Raw genomic sequence first — 14,310 nt, 5'->3', positions numbered from 1 at the left:
ACACCGTACCGGCCCGAAAGCCGGGCCGGGCGCTCCGAGCAGGGCATTTTTAGATACGGGTCGAACAATTTGGCTCGTAGGCTTTCCGTATCCATGGCAGGGAGCATTCCGAGGAGTAGCCGGATGACGAACCAGTACGCCGATGCGACTGTTGAGCACGTTTTCCAGGCGTGGGATGAGGCGTTGGGGGCCAAGGACCTGGATGCGGCGATGGCCCTTTACCACGAGGACGCCACCCTGGAGAGCCCGCTGGTGTGTTATCTGCTCGGCGTTGAGGAGGGGGTGATCCGGGGTCGTGACGAGCTCCGTCAGTTCGTCGAGCGGGTCTTCGCCCACCACCCGCCACAGCGACGCCGATTCCGCACCGGCTTCCTGTCGGACGGGACGACCTTGACCTGGGAGTATCCTCGCCAGACGCCTGATGGCGAGCAGATGGACATCTTGGAGGTCATGGAAATCCGCGGCGGGCTGATCCAGCACCACCGGGTGTATTGGGGGTGGTTCGGCGTCAATATGATCATAAATGGCGCGCTTCCCCGTTAGCAGGGTATTCAGTCCCGGATAGCCCGGAACCTTGTTGGGGTGACGGTAAGAAATGTGTCATGAGCCCCAAACGAGCATGATCGCCGTTCGTCGCGGTCCTCGCCGAGGCGGTCGCCCTGCAGGCGGCCAATATGGGGTTTCTAAGGAGGGCGAGCAGCAACCGACCGGCCAGTGGCGTTAGCGAGCCGTCGGGGCTCGGGTTGTCGCCACCGGCGGTTCCAGTGCTGCTTCGCCTTGACTGGCCCGAACGGCTCCAGCCACCACCCCGACGTGCCCTGAGCTGAACTGTGCGTTCAGTCCAGCAGTTCCTGCGAGCGTTCCCACAGGCGGTGGGCGGCCGGCGTCGGCGGCGGTGCGGGGGCGAGGGCGGCAAGTTCTGTCTGGTCGCTCCTCGGGCTCGCAGCCGGCGGATTCGGCGGCGGGAGTTCCATGCGACCCAAGCGATGAAGCGGTGCTGTCACCGCGCTCTTCGCTCAGGAAGTCGCGAGCAACAAGGCCATGGTGTTCCGGTGACCACGGCCAGCACCACGGGCGCCACGGCGTGGGAGCGGTGGCGCCGGTGTGCAAAGTCGCGGGCGCGGAGATGGAATCCCACTGCGCCGATCAACAGCAGCGTGAGACCGGCCGCGGCTGCGCCGCCTTCGCAGCGGGTCCGCGCTGCCGGTCCACCACGTCGAACTGCTGCCCGAGCTGAAGGTCCGTGCCTCCTGCGGCGCCGCGCCGTCCGGCTGACCCGGCTCAGGCCCGAGCGGCGCGTTCGATCGCCACTCCCACCCCGTCGAGCAGGTGGTCCAGGCCGGCGCGGAAGTCGTCGTCCGGACCGGCCCCCGTGTGGGGGGCGAACACCCCGGCTTCGACGGCGCGGGACAGCGCCGGGAACCGGCCGGGGTCGGCGAGCTCGGTGAGCAGGGCGGCGTACGCCTCGTCGGCCATTTCCTCTGGCTCTGCGGTCGCGGACGTCCGGAGCTGGGCCGCGCCGCGCACGTAGTGCAGCACCAGCATGACCACCGAGAACCGGGCCCGCCAATCCAGTGGGGTGCCGCCGAGGGAGCGCAGCGCGGCGTCCAGCCAGGCGAGCTGGCCTGGGTCCATCGGCGGGGAGCTCACCAGCTGGACGATCCACGGATGCCGCAGGTAGACGCCGAACAGCTCGACGGCCCAGCGGGTGAGTGAGCCGCGCCAGTCGGCCGGCGCCGTGCCGAACTCCGGCGGCGGGCCGGGCGCGGCGTCCAGCATGAACAGCTGCAGGTCGTCCTTGCCTGCCACGTGCCGGTACAGCGACATGGGTGCGCAGCCGAGCCGTTCGGCGAGCCGGGCCATGGACAGCGCGGCCAGGCCCTCCTCGTCGGCGAGGGCGATGGCCGCCGCCACGATCCGCTCCAGGCTGAGCGCGGGCGTGCGTCCCCGCCCCTTCGGCTTGGCCCGCCCCCACAGCACGTTCAGCGCGTGCGGCAGCTCGTCTCCGATGTCGTCCGGCATTCCAGGGAGCTTACCAGTTTGCGTATGGCCTACGCGTTGCGTATATGGTACGCATTAAGCGTATGGCATACGCATCTACTCGACCGCCCCCTGGAGCCGTCATGCACACGACGATCGACAGTCCTCCGCCGATATCCGCCCGCCGGCGTCCGTGGTGGCGGCGCCGCTGGACGGTGCCGCTCGGCCTGGTCACGGCCGGGTTCCTCGCGTTCTCGCTGCCGCCGTACCTGACCGGGGACCCGTCGCTGTCCCGGGTGCCGCAGCCAGAGGGGTTCGGCCTGCACTACCCGCTGCTTGTGGCGCACGTGCTGTTCGCCTCGGTCGCCATGGTCACCGGGTTCTTCCAGGTGTGGCCGTGGTTCCGCCGAAGGCACCCGGTGGGGCACCGGCGCGCCGGGCGGGTCTACGTGTTCGCCGGGGTGCTGCCGGCCGGGCTGACCGGCGTGGTCATCGGGGCGCGCAGCCCGTTCGGGCTGTTCCTCGCGGTCAGCGACGTGCTCCTCGCCTTGCTGTGGCTCGCCTTCACCGTGGCGGGCTGGCGCGCCGCCCGCGCGCGCCGGTACGCAGACCACCGGCGCTGGATGCTGCGCAGTGCCGTGCTGACCTACTCCATCATCACCAACCGGGTGTGGACCGGGATCCTGATCATCGCCCTGCCCCCGCTGCAGGACACCGTCTTCCACGGCGACCCCGACCTGATGGCGTGGACGATCTCCGGGCTGTCCGGCTGGCTCGGCTGGACCATCCCGCTGCTGACCGTGGAGTGGTACCTGGAGCGCGAGGTGGCCCGCCGCGGCCGCCGCACCGCACTCGCGACCTGATCCCGGAGGCCGATCCCGGAACGACCGCCCGCCCCGAAACCGCCGCCGCCGGTTCCGGGGCGTTCGCGTTCGCGGAGAGCCTGAACTGCGCACAGGTTGGCCGACCAGTACGCCGGACGGCAGCTACTCGACCCTGAGGTTCTCGCCCGCCGGCGGTGCTGTGCGTCGACAGCACCGCCGGCCTCGGTCGCCCAGGCCGAGGAGCCGGCCCGGCGGCTGGAGAAACACACCCGATCTCCGCGCCGACGGTGATCAGCGCGGGCGCGTGCACGAGGTCAACACGTACCTGCTCGACGGGACGGTCCCCGCCAAGGGCACACGCTGCGGCTGATCAGGCGAGGGTCACAGGCCGTAGGAGGGGAAGAGGTCCGTGGTCGGCCAATCGGTGATCTTGTTGGCCACCACGTGCAACGGGTAGTCGATGTCATCGGTGAAGCTCCGCTCAGTGGCGTCGTTCCACCGATTGAAGAGCACGACCCAGCTCAGCCCGTCATACCGCCGGACCATGAGGGTGGAGGTGCCGGGATACGTCCCGTCGTGCCAGGTGTTCAGGGCGCCGTTGGTGGGACGGACCGACCAGCCCTTGCCGTAGTACCACTCGCTCCAGGGGACATTGGCGGGGGGCGGGGCGAACATCTGCCCGATCGTCGACGAGGTGAGCAGGCCGGGAGCATCGAAGATCGTGGTGAACTTCGCCATGTCGACGGCCGAGGAGAGCCAGGCGCCGTGCGCGGCCATGTTCTCGAGGTTGAACGTCCCGTACGGCATCGGCACCTGGGCCCCGGAGTTGTCCAGCACGGTCGTGTCGCTGTAGTCCGAGTAGTAGGTGATCTCCGTGGACCGCCGCAGGTTCTGCGCCGTGCGGCCCTGCACCATGCGGGTGATCTTCGCCGGGGCGAGCACGTTCTGCTGGACGTAGGTCGCGTACGGCAGGCCGGTGACCTTCTCGATGACCTTGCCGAGCAGCATGTAACCGTAGTTCGAGTAGACGTACTTCGAGCCGGGGTCGAAGTCCAGCACGCGCGCCGACATGAAGTCCATGATGTTCGCCTGCGTCACCGGCAGCGGCACGTGGAGTGTGCCGCTGATGGTGAAATCCGCCCGGTACATCGGATCGATCCTGGATGCGTCGCGATCCCAGCCGCCGAGGTGGTGCAGCAGGTGGAGCACGGTGACGTTACCGAGGCGGGAGTCGGCGGCCGTGCTGAGCCCCAGCATCGGCGCCACCGCGGCCGACAGGCTGAGCCTGCCGTCCTGGACCAGCTTCATGATCGCGGTGGCCGTGACCGGCTTGCTCACGCTGGCCAGGCGGAACAACGTCGTCGGCTGGGCCAGGGCGGGGCCCGACGTGGAGTTGTATCCCCGCGCGAGCATCAGCTTGCCGTTCCGCACCACGGCGAGCGAGGCGTACGAGATCTTCTGCGCCTCCATGACACTTCTCATCAGGTCGTCGAAGCCCTGTAGCGACGACGAACTCGAACCGGTGACCGTCCAGGGAGGAGGAGTGTCGGTCGCGGTCGCCGAGCGGGCGGGCAGTACGGCGGCGGCCGCCTGCCGGGTGGGCAGTGCGGCGGCTCCCACGACAGCGCCCGCGAGCAGGCGCAGCGAATCCCTGCGAGTCAGCATCAGTCGATCCCCGTTCTCCGGTCAGATGACAATGTGGACGAAAATAAAGACCGAAGATCGGGCTTAAGTGTGACATCCACATCACTTGAAGGTGTTCCGCTGCTGGGTGGCGGCTGTGAGCGGACCGGTGGTATCAAAACGCGCGTCAGCCCGTCGTCCAGCGACGGAGTTTCTCGGGGTTGCGTACGGCCCAGATGTGCTTGATCCGATCGCCCGCGACGTCGAACGCGTACACCGTCACGGTGACGCCGTCTTGCTGAGCCACCAGGCCGGGCTGACCGTTGACCGTACGCTCCAGGAACGTCATGTTGCCGGGCCTCCGGCGGGCGATTTCGACCCAGGCGTGCGCGATCCGCTCGCCGCCTTCGATGGGATGCAGGAAGGTGGTGGCGAGGCCGCCACCGTCGGCGACCGCCGTGGCGTCGGGGTCGAGCAGGCCGATGAGGGCGTGGATGTCTTTGGCTTCCCACGCCTGCTTGAAGTCCCTGACGATGCCCGCGCGCTGGGCTGCCGGAGTCGCGGAAAGCCGCGAGGCCCGGATGCGGCGGCGGGCCGAGGAGGCCAGCTGGCGGCATGCGGCCGGGGTGCGGCCGACGATCTCGGCCACTTCGGCGAAGGAGTGGCAGAAGACGTCGTGCAGGATGAACGCGACGCGCTCGGCCGGGGTCATCGATTCGAGCACGACGAGGAAGGCCAGATTGACCGACTCGTCCAGGGTGACACGGTCGGCCGGGTCGACGGTGGTGCCGCCCGGCCGCCCGGTGCTCCGCTCCGTATGTTCGGGTAGCGGCTCGGGGATCCATTCGCCCACGTAGGTCTCTCGCCGGGCCCGGGCGGAGCCGAGCAGGTTGAGACAGATACGGCTGGCCACCGTCGTCAGCCAGGCGCCGGGGGATTCGATGGCGTCCTGCTGCTGCGGGGACATGGCATACCAGCGGGCGTAGGTCTCCTGGACGGCGTCCTCGGCCTCGGCCAGGGAGCCCAGGAGCCGGTAGGCGATATTGATCAGCTGGTGCCGCTCGCTCGTGATCGCGTCCAGGCCGGGATCGGGCCGGCCGTGTCCTGGCCGGAATCGGGTGGTCATGGTGCCGACGGCTCCCTTGGTCGCATCTGCCCTCACCAGCTCGACAAGACAGCCCCCCGGAATGTGAGGCGACGCACCGGCCTCACATTCCGGGGGGCTGTGTGGTCGAACCGCTGAGACGAACACGACATCCAGCGAACAGGAAGCTCACAGACATCATGACTACCTCAATGCCGACGACGCCGTTCGCCGACCCGGCGCCCGCGCAGCGCCTGGAGCGGGCGGCGGCCGCGCTGACCGCACACGGTTTCACCGTCGAGATCCTGGACGACACCGCCGCCGCGCGTACCCGCGTCAAAGAGCTGATACCGAAGGGTGCCACCGTGTTCACCGGGGCCAGCGAGACCCTCCGCCTGTCCGGCATCGATGAGGACATCAACAGCAGCGGGCGATACGAGTCCGTCAAGGCACGCAGCAGGACCATGGACCGCGCCACCCAATCGGCCGAGATCTGGCGGATGATCGCCTGCCCCGACGTCATTGTGGGCAGCGTCGCCGCGGTCACCGAGACCGGAGCCCTCGTGGCCGCCTCGGCCGTCGGAAGCCAACTGGCCGGCTACTCGGGCGCCGCGGCCCGAGCGATCTGGATCGTCGGGGCGCAGAAGGTGGTACCCGACCTGGGCACCGCGCTGCGGCGCGTCGAAGACCACTGTCTTCCGCTGGAAAACGAGCGCGCCATGAAGGCCTACGGGCAGCCCAGTGCCCTCAACCGCCTTCTCATCCTCAACGCAGAACCCCACCCCGGGCGCGGCACCGTCCTGCTGCTCCGCGAAGCCGTCGGATACTGAATCACCAGCGTTCCTCGCCGCTTCCGACATCGTCGATGCCCAGTGGGTCGCCGAGCGGCGCGGCCTGGAACGGTTCCGCACAGAGCAGCCGCCCTGCTCGATCCTCACCGCGGACGCGAGGTCCTGCCACTCGCGCAACACCACGGGATGGGCACAGGCCTGAGGGCGCGGCGTCACGGTGATCCGGCCGCGCCGCAGGTCAGGCGGCAGGTGTGGGTTGCCCGGCACGCCGAATTGTCGGTGGCGCGACGTACGATTCTCGCGTGAGCAGCAAACCCGCCTCGGAACAGCATCTGCGCGATCTCGCGCTGCTGCGCCGAGTCCGTGACCGGATCGACCGGGAGTACGCCCAGCCGCTGGACGTCGAGGCGCTCGCCCGCGGCGTGAACATGTCCGCCGGGCACCTCAGCCGCCAGTTCCGGCTCGCCTACGGGGAGTCGCCCTACAGCTATCTGATGACGCGGCGGATCGAGCGCGCGATGGCGCTGCTGCGTCGTGGTGACATGAGCGTCACCGAGGTCTGCTTCGCGGTCGGCTGCTCGTCGCTCGGCACCTTCAGCACCCGCTTCACCGAGCTGGTCGGTGTGCCGCCCAGCACCTACCGGCGCCAGGCGGCGAGCGCGACGGCCGGAATGCCACCGTGTGTCGCGAAACAGGTGACCCGGCCTGTCAGGAATCGAGAAGCACGAGTCACCGAGCCGCAGCTAGCGTGACTGCCATGGACGTCACCATTCACTCGACCTTCCTCCCGCACGACGACCCCGACACGGCCCTGGCCTTCTACCGCGACGTCCTCGGGTTCGAGGTCCGTAACGACGTCGGTTACGGCGGGATGCGCTGGATCACGGTCGGCCCCGTCAACCAGCCCGGCACGTCCATCGTCCTGTACCCGCCCGGTGGCAACCCCGGCGTCACCGACGACGAGCGCCGCACCATCGCCGAGATGATGGCCAAGGGCACCTACGCCATGATCACCCTGGCCGTCGACGACCTCGACGGCCTCTTCGAGCGGCTGCAGGCCGGCGGCGCCGAGGTCGTGCAGGAGCCGATCGAGCAGCCTTACGGGGTGCGCGACTGTGCCGTCCGCGATCCCGCCGGCAACATGATCCGTATCAACGAACTGCGCTGAACCGGCCGCGCCGCACCGCTGGTTCCTCATCTCCCGCCCCGGCGAAGAGAACCAGACGTACCGCTCGAAGCTGGTTAGATCGAGCCCGGCGACGCCGACGGAGACCGCGAAGGCGGCCCCGCCTGACCACATGGAGAACACGATAAGCATGGCCACGAGGACGGACGCGCAGTCCCCTGCGCTGCACGTTGCCGACACCCACGACCTGATCCGCGTCTACGGCGCGCGCGAGAACAACCTCAAGGACGTCAGCATCGAGATCCCGAAGCGCCGGCTCACGGTGTTCACCGGTGTCTCCGGCTCGGGCAAGAGCTCGCTGGTGTTCAGCACGATCGCCGCCGAATCGCAGCGGCTGATCAACGAGACCTACTCCGCGTTCGTGCAGGGTTTCATGCCGACGCTGTCTCGTCCCGAGGTCGACGTGCTCGACGGGCTGACTACCGCGATCGTCGTCGATCAGGAGCGGATGGGCCCCAACCCCCGCTCCACGGTCGGCACCGTCACCGATGCCAACGCGATGCTGCGCATCCTGTTCAGCCGGCTCGGCAAGCCGCACATCGGCTCGCCCCAGGCGTTCTCCTTCAACGTCGCCTCGATCAGCGGGGCGGGCGCGGTGAAGTTCGAGCGCGACGGCAAGACCGTGAAGGAGCGGCGCGAGTTCAGCATCACCGGCGGCATGTGCCCGCGCTGCGAAGGCCTGGGCCGGACCTCCGACATCGACCTGTCCCAGCTGTACGACGACTCCAAGTCCCTGAACGAGGGCGCGCTCACGATCCCCGGCTACAGCGTCGACGGCTGGTACGGCCGCATCTTCAGCGGCTGCGGTTTCTTCGACCCGGACAAGCCGATCCGCAAGTTCACCAAGGCCGAGCTCCACGACCTGCTCTACAAGGAGCCGACCAAGATCAAGGTCGACAACATCAACCTCACCTACGAGGGTCTGATTCCGCGCATCCAGAAGTCGATGCTGTCCAAGGACAAGGAGGCGTTGCAGCCGCACGTCCGTGCGTTCGTGGAGCGGGCGGTGAAGTTCACCACCTGCCCCGAGTGCGGCGGCACCCGGCTCAGCGAGGCCGCCCGGTCATCCAAGATCAAGGAGATCAGCATCGCCGACGCCTGCGCGATGCAGATCAGCGACCTGGCCGACTGGGTCCGCGGCCTCGACGAGCCGTCGGTCGCGCCGCTGCTCACCACGTTGCAGCAGCTCCTCGACTCGTTCGTGGAGATCGGGCTGGGCTACCTGTCGCTGGACCGCGCGTCGGGCACACTGTCGGGCGGTGAGGCGCAGCGCGTCAAGATGATCCGCCACCTCGGCTCCTCGCTGACCGACGTCACCTACGTCTTCGACGAGCCCACGACCGGCCTGCACCCTCACGACATCCAGCGGATGAACGATCTGCTGCTGCGGCTGCGGGACAAGGGCAACACGGTGCTGGTCGTGGAGCACAAGCCGGAGATGATCGCGATCGCCGACCACGTCGTCGACCTCGGCCCCGGCGCCGGCACGGCGGGCGGCATGGTCTGCTTCGAGGGCACCGTCGAGGGACTGCGGACCAGCGGCACCATCACCGGCCGCCATTTCGACGATCGGGCCTCTCTCAAGGAGACGGTGCGCAAGCCCACCGGCACGCTGGAGATCCGCGGCGCGACGGCGAACAACCTGCGCGACGTCGACGTCGACATCCCGCTCGGGGTGCTCGTCGTCGTCACCGGAGTCGCCGGGTCGGGCAAGAGCTCGCTCATCCACGGGTCGGTCCCCGCCGGCGCGGATGTGGTGTCGGTCGACCAGGGCGGGATCCGCGGCTCGCGGCGGAGCAACCCGGCGACGTACACCGGACTGCTCGACCCGATCCGCAAGGCGTTCGCCAAGGCCAACGGCGTGAAGCCGGCACTGTTCAGCGCCAACTCCGAGGGCGCCTGCCCCACCTGCAACGGCGCCGGCGTCATCTACACCGACCTGGCGATGATGGCGGGGGTCTCCACCACCTGCGAGGAGTGCGAGGGGAAGCGGTTCCAGGCGGCGGTGCTGGAGCACAAGCTCGGCGGGCGGGACATCAGCGAGGTGCTCGCGATGCCGGTGGCCGAGGCCCAGGAGTTCTTCGGCTCCGGTGATGCGCGCACGCCCGCCGCGCGCGCCATCCTCGACCGCCTCGCCGACGTCGGGCTCGGCTACCTCACCCTCGGCCAGCCGCTCACCACGCTGTCCGGCGGCGAGCGGCAGCGGCTCAAGCTGGCCACCCACATGGCCGACAAGGGCGGCGTCTACGTCCTCGACGAGCCGACCGCCGGCCTCCACCTCGCCGACGTCGAGCAACTGCTCGGGCTGCTCGACCGGCTGGTCGACTCCGGCAAGTCGGTCATCGTGATCGAGCACCACCAGGCGGTCATGGCGCACGCCGACTGGATCATCGACCTCGGTCCCGGCGCCGGTCACGACGGCGGCCGGATCGTCTTCGAGGGCACGCCGGCCGACCTCGTCGCCGCCCGCTCCACCCTCACCGGCCAGCACCTCGCGGCCTACGTCGGCGCCTGAGCCAGGTCGTCGAGGAGGCCGGGGACGTGGGCCGGCTGCGGCGGGCGTACGGGCCGGTGCGGGCCGGAGCAGGTCCTGGCGGACCTGCTCGCCGCGGCCGAGCCCGGCCTGGTCGCGAGCGCCGGCCCGCGATACTTCGGGTTCGTGGTCGGCGGCGCGACACCGGCCGCGACCGCGGCCGACATCCTCGCGGCCGGTTGGGACCAGATCGCGACCAACTCCGTCACGTCGCCGGCGGCCATGGCGGCCGAGGCCGCCGCCGGCGCCTGGCTGAAGGAGCTGCTGGGGATCCCGCCGTCGGCGTCGGCCGGGTTTCGTCACGGGCGGCCAAGCGGCCAACACCGTCGGGCTCGCCGCCGCCCGGCACCAGGTGCTGTCGGACGCGGGCTGGGACGTGGAACGGCGCGGACTGCTCGGAGCGCCGCCGATCCGGGTGATCGCGGGGGAGGAGCGGCACGGGACCATCGACCGGTCGCTGCGCCTGCTCGGGCTCGGGACGGACGTGGTGGAGCCGGTGCCCACCGGGCCGAGCGGCGCCATCGACCCCGGGGCGCTGCGGGATGTGCTGCGAGGCGGCTCCCCGGGCCCCGCCATCGTGTGTCTCCAGGCCGGCAACGTGAACACCGGCGCCTTCGACCGGCTGCGGGAGGCGTGCGAACTGGTTCGCCGGCACGGTGGGTGGGTGCACGTCGACGGGGCGTTCGGGCTGTGGGCCGCGGCGAGCCCTGCGACCCGGCATCTGGTGAACGGGCTGGAGCTGGCCGACTCCTGGGCCTGCGACGGCCACAAATGGCTGAACCTCCCGTACGACTCGGGCTTCGCGTTCTGCGCCCGGCCCGCCGTGCACGCGGCGGCGATGTCCTACGCCGCCCCTTACCTGGTCGGTTCGGGCACCCAGGCACCGTGATCGCGGTGACCCCGCACCGGCGGGCTGGTACGGCCATGCGTCAGGTGCGCACGATTCACGGACGGGAGTCGTCCCGCAGGCGGCGCTCCCGCCTGCCGCGGGCGAGTTCGGTGCCCAGGGCGTCCAGGCGCTGGTTCCAGAAGCGGCGGAAGTGGTCGAGCCAGATGTCGACCTCGCGCAGCGGCGCGGGGTCGACGGCGTACAGGCGCCGGGTGCCCTCGGCCCGGACCGTCGCGAAGCCGCTTTCCCGCAGCACGCGCAGGTGCTGGGACACCCCGGGCTGGGAGATCCCGAACTCCTCCTGCACGATCGCGCCGATCTCCCCGGCGGGGCGCTCTCCCTCGGCGAGCAGTTCCAGGATCCGGCGGCGCACCGGATCACCGAGGACGTCGAACGCGTGCATGCCGCCAGGCTCGCAGCTCACGCTTATATAGGTCAATTTGGAGGGAGCCGGACGCTCTCGGTGGGGACGGCGAAGCGCGCCGGGATCACCGGCGCGCTTCGGGGCGGTCGTCCGTCAGGAGGAGGCGGATGCGGATGCGGATGCGTCCCCGGGATACATCGGGTAGCCATATCCGGCCACCTGCCAGGTGGGACGGGTGCGGGCCTCGACGGCACCGCCGTCGCCGGTGTTGCCCTCGATTGTCCGGATCGTGCCGTCGCCGTTGTCCTTGACGACGAACCCGACGTGCTCGACGTCGTCGATGTCCTTGCTGCCGTTCCAGTTGAAGAACACCACCGCGCCCGGCTTGGGCGTGCGGCCCCAGCGGCCGTGGTCGGCGAACCAGCGGGCGTGCTCCACGGTGTAGGCGTCGGAGCCCATGACCGGACCGATGCCGAGCTGCTGTCCCACCCACGAGACGAACATGTCGCACCAGGCCGCGTTGAGGTAGCCCTTGAGCGTGCCGCCGTCGCGGGCGAGCGTCTCGCGGGCGCGGGGAGTGGACATGTACCACTGCTGGAACTTGGTCCCGCCGCCGTTGGCGTTCTCGCTGATCCCGACCTGGCTCCTGGCCAGGGTCAGCACGTCGGTCGCGCTGACCTTGGGCAGCGTGGAGGCGATCTCGGACATGGACTTCGCGGCCGCCGCGCCCTTGCCGGTGGCCGGGTTGTCCGCGTGCGCTGCCGGCGACGCGATCAGCACCGCCGAGGCCAGTGCCCCGCCCGCGAGGGCAGCGCGAAGACAGGTGTTGAGGACGTGCATGGTGGGGCGTACTCCCTTACTTCCATGCCGCCTACCGGGTTAGCTGACGGGTTCGGGCTGGAAGTCGCCCTACGGCACGCATGCCGATTCACCCCAGGAGAGGTGGGTCCCCGGCTCCGCGCGGACGCGGACTCGGCGGCCGGGCGGCAGGCCGGGTCGGCCGGCCGCGTCGGTCTGAGGAGGGCTTCTTGACCATTGAGATGAGCAAGTGCGCCCTGAGATGCCTAAAACGTAATAGACCAGGTCAAACCGGTCAAGTTAGAACAACTCAGATTTTACTGGGCAGTAGGCAGCAAACCTGGCGCGGACGGGTAGCGGGCGCGCCGCGATCACCGGCGGCAGGAGAATCCGGGCTCACCCGGGCAGGCGTACGGTCACCGTCAGGCCGCCCTCCGGCCGGGCGAGCGCCTCCACCTCGCCGCCGTGCGCCACGGCGATGGCCCGGACGATGGACAGGCCCAGCCCCGCCCCCCGGGCGGAGCGGACGCGGTCGCCGCCGAGCCGGCGGAACGGCTCGAACAGGTCGTCCACCTCGTATGGCGGGACCAGGGGCCCGGTGTTCTCCACCGTCACGCTCACCCCGGCCTCCTCCTCCCGCAACCGGACCCAGACCTCCCCGTCCCGCACGTTGTACTTGATCGCGTTCTCCAGCAGGTTGACCAGGCAGCGTTCGAGGAACAGCGGGTCGCCGTGCGCGACCGCCGGGCACAGGTCCTCGTGGACGACCACCTTCCTGCGGCGCGGCTGCAGGTCGATCTGCTCCATCGCCATGCGGACGACCTGCCGCAGGTCGACCGGCTTGCGGGCCGCCAGCTCCTGCTCCGACTGCGCCAGCATGAGCAGGCCCTCGATCAGCCGCTCGTACCTCGCGTTGGTGCCGAGCAGCGTGCGGGCCAGCGCCTTGAGGTCCTCCGACGCCGCCGGCTCCTCCAGCGACACCTCCAGGACCGTACGGTTGACCGCCAGCGGGGTGCGCAGCTCGTGGGAGGCGTTGGCGATGAACCTGCGCTGGGCGTCGAACACCCCGTGCAGCCGGTCGAGCATCGCGTCGAAGGTGTCGGCGAGCCGCTTGACCTCGTCCTGCGGCCCGCGCAGCTCGATCCGCTCGTGCAGCGTGCTCTCCGACAGCCGCTGCGCGGTCTCGGTCACCCGGTCCAGCGGGCGCAGGGCACGGTCGGCCACCAGGTAGCCCAGCACCACCGCGACGACCCCCACCAGGACCATGACGATCACCGACGACCTGAGCACGTCGGTCAGCACGTCGGCCGCCCCCTGCTCGACGTTGGTGCGCACCCGCTGCGCGAGCATGTCGCTGTCGGGCAACCTGCCCCCGAACACGGTTTGGGGGGTACCGGTCACCTTCGACGCCACCGCCACCACGAACCGCTGGTTGAGCGCCCGCGCGGTGAGCAGGTGGGTGAACCACAGCAGCACCGACCCCGCCAGGAAGAACAGCCCGCCGTACAGCAGGGTGAGCCGCATGCGCAGGCCGAGCCTGCTCCACGGGGACAGGACGCGGGTCACAGCCGGTACCCCCGGCCCGGCACGTTCTCGATAACCGCGGGCTCGCCCAGCTTGCGGCGCAGCGAGGTGATCGTGACGCGCAGCACGCCCGTGCCGGCGTCGGCGTGCTCGTCCCACACGCTCGCGCGCAGCCGGGCCGAGGTCACCAGCCCTCCGCCGGCGCACATGAGCTCGCGCAGCACGTCGAACTCCTTGCGGCCCAGCGCCACCTCACGCCCGTCGCGCACCACCGTACGGCGGGCGGGGTCGAGCCGGATCCCGGCCCGCTCCAGCACGGGCGGCACCACCCGGGGCGAGCGCCGGGCCAGCGCCCGGATCCGGGCCACCAGCTCGGCGAACGCGAAGGGCTTGACCAGGTAGTCGTCGGCGCCCAGGGACAGACCCCCGACCCGGTCCCGCACCCGCCCGGCCGCCGTCAGCATGAGGATGCGGCCGGTCCCGCTGGCCGTGACCAGTTCCCGGCACACCTCGTCGCCGTGCACCTCGGGCAGGTCGCGGTCGAGCACGACCACGTCGTAGTCGACGTAGGCGGCCAGCTCAAGCGCCTCCTGACCGTCGTAGGCCACGTCCACCGCGATCGCGTGCAGCCGCAGCCCCCGTGCGACGGCCTCGGCCAGCTGTTCCTCGTCCTCGACCACGAGCACCCGCATCCCAACCTCCCGCTCGCTCCGA

14 protein-coding genes, 1 pseudogene and 1 riboswitch are annotated in these 14,310 nt (G+C 70.0%); of the genes and pseudogenes, 7 read left to right on the top strand and 8 right to left on the bottom strand.

Annotated features, from left to right (window positions below; all coding sequences use genetic code 11):
* Nucleotides 1-123: 123 nt before the first annotated feature.
* Nucleotides 124-543, top strand: coding sequence for a nuclear transport factor 2 family protein (locus tag HHX35_RS24015; protein ID WP_220505778.1), 420 nt, complete (start codon nt 124-126; stop codon nt 541-543).
* 738 nt (nt 544-1,281) lie between these two features.
* Here the strand turns inward: HHX35_RS24015 and HHX35_RS24010 are convergent.
* On the bottom strand, nt 1,282-2,022 hold the full coding sequence (locus HHX35_RS24010) for a TetR/AcrR family transcriptional regulator (RefSeq protein ID WP_182900981.1): 741 nt from the start codon (nt 2,020-2,022) through the stop codon (nt 1,282-1,284).
* 101 nt (nt 2,023-2,123) lie between these two features.
* On the opposite strand from HHX35_RS24010, the gene HHX35_RS24005 reads away from it, so the two are divergent.
* A complete protein-coding gene (locus HHX35_RS24005) occupies nt 2,124-2,843 on the top strand; it encodes a DUF2306 domain-containing protein (protein WP_182900980.1) in 720 nt (239 codons plus the stop codon).
* A gap of 342 nt (nt 2,844-3,185) precedes the next feature.
* Here HHX35_RS24005 and HHX35_RS24000 read toward each other — a convergent pair whose 3' ends face one another.
* Both HHX35_RS24000 and sigJ read right to left on the bottom strand, forming a co-directional pair.
* Nucleotides 3,186-4,469, bottom strand: a complete 1,284-nt coding sequence (locus tag HHX35_RS24000) for a serine hydrolase (RefSeq protein WP_182900979.1) — start codon at nt 4,467-4,469, stop codon at nt 3,186-3,188.
* A gap of 145 nt (nt 4,470-4,614) precedes the next feature.
* A complete protein-coding gene (gene sigJ / locus HHX35_RS23995; protein WP_182900978.1) occupies nt 4,615-5,553 on the bottom strand; it encodes an RNA polymerase sigma factor SigJ in 939 nt (312 codons plus the stop codon).
* Nucleotides 5,554-5,723: 170 nt separating this feature from the next.
* On the opposite strand from sigJ, the gene HHX35_RS23990 reads away from it, so the two are divergent.
* From HHX35_RS23990 to HHX35_RS23975, 4 genes are all read left to right on the top strand, one after another.
* The gene (locus HHX35_RS23990; protein WP_259405313.1) at nt 5,724-6,341 is read left to right on the top strand and encodes a lactate utilization protein; all 618 of its coding nucleotides are present in this window, start codon (nt 5,724-5,726) and stop codon (nt 6,339-6,341) included.
* Between the two features lie 263 nt (nt 6,342-6,604).
* Complete coding sequence (locus tag HHX35_RS23985) at nt 6,605-7,054, top strand: helix-turn-helix transcriptional regulator (RefSeq protein WP_182900977.1); 450 nt, start codon at nt 6,605-6,607, stop codon at nt 7,052-7,054.
* A gap of 5 nt (nt 7,055-7,059) precedes the next feature.
* Nucleotides 7,060-7,470 carry a VOC family protein gene (locus HHX35_RS23980; protein ID WP_182900976.1) on the top strand — a complete coding sequence of 137 codons (411 nt, stop codon included), beginning with the start codon at nt 7,060-7,062 and terminating at the stop codon, nt 7,468-7,470.
* A 148-nt stretch (nt 7,471-7,618) separates the two neighbouring features.
* Complete coding sequence (locus HHX35_RS23975) at nt 7,619-10,003, top strand: excinuclease ABC subunit UvrA (protein WP_220505777.1); 2,385 nt, start codon at nt 7,619-7,621, stop codon at nt 10,001-10,003.
* Here the strand turns inward: HHX35_RS23975 and HHX35_RS42705 are convergent.
* Nucleotides 9,988-10,245: a hypothetical protein gene (locus tag HHX35_RS42705; protein WP_220505776.1), complete on the bottom strand. Its 258-nt coding sequence runs from the start codon at nt 10,243-10,245 to the stop codon at nt 9,988-9,990. The genes HHX35_RS23975 and HHX35_RS42705 overlap by 16 nt on opposite strands.
* Before the next feature lie 92 nt (nt 10,246-10,337).
* On the opposite strand from HHX35_RS42705, the pseudogene HHX35_RS23970 reads away from it, so the two are divergent.
* Nucleotides 10,338-10,910, top strand: a pseudogene (locus tag HHX35_RS23970) (pyridoxal phosphate-dependent decarboxylase family protein); the annotation flags it as partial.
* 55 nt (nt 10,911-10,965) lie between these two features.
* Here HHX35_RS23970 and HHX35_RS23965 read toward each other — a convergent pair.
* From HHX35_RS23965 to HHX35_RS23950, 4 genes are all read right to left on the bottom strand, one after another.
* A complete protein-coding gene (locus HHX35_RS23965) occupies nt 10,966-11,313 on the bottom strand; it encodes a helix-turn-helix transcriptional regulator (protein WP_182900975.1) in 348 nt (115 codons plus the stop codon).
* A 114-nt stretch (nt 11,314-11,427) separates the two neighbouring features.
* Nucleotides 11,428-12,114, bottom strand: a complete 687-nt coding sequence (locus HHX35_RS23960; protein WP_182900974.1) for a CHAP domain-containing protein — start codon at nt 12,112-12,114, stop codon at nt 11,428-11,430.
* A gap of 14 nt (nt 12,115-12,128) precedes the next feature.
* A riboswitch (cyclic di-AMP (ydaO/yuaA leader) is annotated at nt 12,129-12,262 on the bottom strand.
* Nucleotides 12,263-12,468: 206 nt separating this feature from the next.
* On the bottom strand, nt 12,469-13,638 hold the full coding sequence (locus HHX35_RS23955; RefSeq protein WP_310739265.1) for a HAMP domain-containing sensor histidine kinase: 1,170 nt from the start codon (nt 13,636-13,638) through the stop codon (nt 12,469-12,471).
* Complete coding sequence (locus tag HHX35_RS23950) at nt 13,635-14,288, bottom strand: response regulator transcription factor (protein WP_139572543.1); 654 nt, start codon at nt 14,286-14,288, stop codon at nt 13,635-13,637. Before HHX35_RS23950 ends, HHX35_RS23955 begins: the two co-directional genes overlap by 4 nt.
* Nucleotides 14,289-14,310 lie beyond the last annotated feature (22 nt).

Source organism: Microbispora sp. H10830 (assembly GCF_014161375.1).
Classification (GTDB): Bacteria; Actinomycetota; Actinomycetes; order Streptosporangiales; family Streptosporangiaceae; genus Microbispora; species Microbispora catharanthi.
Note: the sequence above shows the minus strand (reverse complement) of the source record. Positions and strands in the feature narration are given on the sequence as shown.

Bases quoted from the DNA above. Each gene is read 5' to 3' on its own strand.
- HHX35_RS24015 (WP_220505778.1), top strand. From the start codon at position 124: ATGACGAACCAGTACGCCGATGCGACTGTTGAGCACGTTTTCCAGGCG.
- HHX35_RS24010 (WP_182900981.1), bottom strand. From the start codon at position 2,022: ATGCCGGACGACATCGGAGACGAGCTGCCGCACGCGCTGAACGTGCTG.
- HHX35_RS24005 (WP_182900980.1), top strand. From the start codon at position 2,124: ATGCACACGACGATCGACAGTCCTCCGCCGATATCCGCCCGCCGGCGT.
- HHX35_RS24000 (WP_182900979.1), bottom strand. From the start codon at position 4,469: ATGCTGACTCGCAGGGATTCGCTGCGCCTGCTCGCGGGCGCTGTCGTG.
- sigJ (WP_182900978.1), bottom strand. From the start codon at position 5,553: ATGACCACCCGATTCCGGCCAGGACACGGCCGGCCCGATCCCGGCCTG.
- HHX35_RS23990 (WP_259405313.1), top strand. From the start codon at position 5,724: ATGCCGACGACGCCGTTCGCCGACCCGGCGCCCGCGCAGCGCCTGGAG.
- HHX35_RS23980 (WP_182900976.1), top strand. From the start codon at position 7,060: ATGGACGTCACCATTCACTCGACCTTCCTCCCGCACGACGACCCCGAC.
- HHX35_RS23975 (WP_220505777.1), top strand. From the start codon at position 7,619: ATGGCCACGAGGACGGACGCGCAGTCCCCTGCGCTGCACGTTGCCGAC.
- HHX35_RS42705 (WP_220505776.1), bottom strand. From the start codon at position 10,245: ATGGCCGCCGGCGACGTGACGGAGTTGGTCGCGATCTGGTCCCAACCG.
- HHX35_RS23965 (WP_182900975.1), bottom strand. From the start codon at position 11,313: ATGCACGCGTTCGACGTCCTCGGTGATCCGGTGCGCCGCCGGATCCTG.
- HHX35_RS23960 (WP_182900974.1), bottom strand. From the start codon at position 12,114: ATGCACGTCCTCAACACCTGTCTTCGCGCTGCCCTCGCGGGCGGGGCA.
- HHX35_RS23950 (WP_139572543.1), bottom strand. From the start codon at position 14,288: ATGCGGGTGCTCGTGGTCGAGGACGAGGAACAGCTGGCCGAGGCCGTC.